Below are 2,330 nucleotides of genomic sequence, written 5' to 3' on the forward strand. Positions count from 1 at the left end.
AGTGGCTACTTAGTAGCTCTTCTGTTTTGATTAGTTTATTTTTTTCTATGTTTTTAATTTCATTAGTTAAATACAGCAATTCGTTTTCTATGCCTGTAAGCACTACATTTACAGAAAAAGTGTAGCTACGGGTGAGTAATACAAGTTGGTTATAAGCTTGTTTTAAGCTTGTTGTTTTATTGGAGAGGGATTCATTTATTACAGAGGTGCTCGTTAGTTTTTTATGTAAGTGATTTAAGTTTTGTTTTACATTTTGTGCTTCATCAAAATTAGGTTTATAGAGGTAGCTTATAATTGCATGTTTTAAATTACTTATTGTGAGTAAAACATCGTTAAAAATAACTTTATTATCATTGTTTGAAGACCCTTCTAAATCACTAATTGTTACTTGTAAGTCATCAATAGGTTGTTTGAACTGAGTAATGTAAAGGTGTTCGCGTTTTTGTCTGTTTACGACAACTTGGCCAAATGTATCTTGGTAATTATTTAAATACTCGCCAAGGCGTATTAGTGAGTTTTGATACTCAGGGGTCTGGTTTTGAGTGTTTGTTTTTAGCTGCTCGAGATTTAGATTTGCCTTATTTAAGTAAAAATTAAATTTGGTAATCGTATTTTCATTTGCATTGTCAATAAATGAAACTGCATGCCCTTGCAGGGAAATAATATCGTTTTCTAAGTTAGTTACAGCTTCACTTTGAATAAGCGCGTTATGTTGCGATTTTTGCAAGTTAAGTAAAGACGTTTGCGAATAGTTAAACAAATAGCTCTGTAAAAGAAGTAATCCAATCAGCGAACACAGAGCTAATATTATTTTTGATTTAATTGAGTTTATTATCATTATCGGCTAATCAACTCATACCATTTTTGCAGGCTGTAGTCATAGGTTGGCATAACTGTATTCCACACTGCTACATTACTAAAGCGTTTATGGTAACTACCGCCATTACGTTGCCCACCTGCTTTTACAGCTACGTCGCCATTGGTATTTAATAAATCTATGTTTGTTGCTTTTCCACCGTACCAGTAATCCCATTCAGACTGAGATAGGAGTAGTTTAGAGCGCTGCGGGTTACTAATGTAATAACCTTGGCGAGCAATAAATGCACCAGGCCAGCCTGAAAGCCACCAATTCATATAATCGTAAGCTGCATCTTTTGCGCTACTTTGTATTTGTGACGATAAACACATAACACCATGCCAGCCTCGGTAGCCTTCTTTTGGCGCGGCAAATCGTACATTAATATTTTGGCTGTTTAATGCAGAAACTGCAGGCGAAAACATGCTTTCTATATGGGCTCGCTTACTTCTCATAAATTCAATCGACTCAGGAACCGAATTCCAATAGCCACTAAAGTGACCTTGGCGTTTAAAGTCGAGTAATATACTAAACAACCTATCAAGTTCTGGGCGGGTCATTGCACCTATATTGTTAAATTTTATAAGTCCTTTACTTTGTGCTGCTAGGGCTAGGTCAAATAATCCAATGGTAGGCGCATTTACAATAGCTACTTTACCTCTGTTCTCGTCATCAAGCAGCCAACTCCAGCTTTCTGTTTCGTATGCTATACCTGGCTTAATAAAGTCGGTGTTGTAACCAAAAGAGTCAACATTATGCACATAAGGTAAAAAGCTAAGATGATCGCTTTCTTGTGCGCTTAATGTGCCATCGGGTTGAACATTTAATAATTTATAGGGGGCATCACCTGCACCAATACTTGCAGTTTCGGTTAGTTTTCCCGTTTTAGTAAGTGGATTTATCTCGTTAAAGTAGGTGAGTCGTTTTTTTTCTATTGGCTGAATGGAACCTGCATCCCAAAGCACATTAATGCTGTCTGACCATTGTTCGTATAAATCAAAGGAGCTAGGGTCCATTGATGCCTTTTGCAAAACAGCAGCGCTGCCTGCGGGAGTAAATTCTATATTAATACCCAAGTCACTCATCGCTTGCTTGCGGATAGCCTCTTGGAGTGTTACATGCGTACCAAGCACTCTTAATGTGACTTTTTTTCGGGCAAAAACATAAGGCGCATGTGTTATTGCACCAGCTGTTAAACCTATTGCAGCTAGCTTTTTTAGCGTTGAACGCTTAGGGTTGTCCATGTTAAGCCTAAAGTACTAATGTGTGACATTATGTATAGCTAAGAACTTGTAAAGACACAAGTTGAATGGATAAATTTAAAATTATATAGAATGAAAAATTAGAATATTAGGGTGTCAAAAAATAATAAAAACAGTGGAAAAATAGAAGAGTAGAACGAATTTGAAAAGGAGTAGGAAAGTGGTGGAGCTAAGCAGGATCGAACTGCTGACCTCCTGCGTGCAAGGCAGGC

At 37.0% G+C, this 2,330-nt stretch carries 1 protein-coding gene and 1 pseudogene; both read right to left on the reverse strand.

The genetic code is table 11. From position 1 onward, the window contains the following. A pseudogene (locus tag H5072_RS17165) lies at positions 1-838 on the reverse strand (hybrid sensor histidine kinase/response regulator); the annotation flags it as partial. Then, a complete protein-coding gene (locus tag H5072_RS17170; RefSeq protein WP_182694232.1) occupies positions 838-2,100 on the reverse strand; it encodes a PotD/PotF family extracellular solute-binding protein in 1,263 nt (420 codons plus the stop codon). The pseudogene H5072_RS17165 and the gene H5072_RS17170, both read right to left, overlap by 1 nt. Positions 2,101-2,330: the final 230 nt, after the last annotated feature.

The organism is Pseudoalteromonas sp. SR45-5, from assembly GCF_014163565.1.
GTDB lineage: Bacteria > Pseudomonadota > Gammaproteobacteria > Enterobacterales > Alteromonadaceae > Pseudoalteromonas > Pseudoalteromonas distincta.

Excerpts from the sequence above, each read along its gene's own strand:
- H5072_RS17170 (WP_182694232.1), bottom strand. The coding sequence starts at position 2,100 with ATGGACAACCCTAAGCGTTCAACGCTAAAAAAGCTAGCTGCAATAGGT.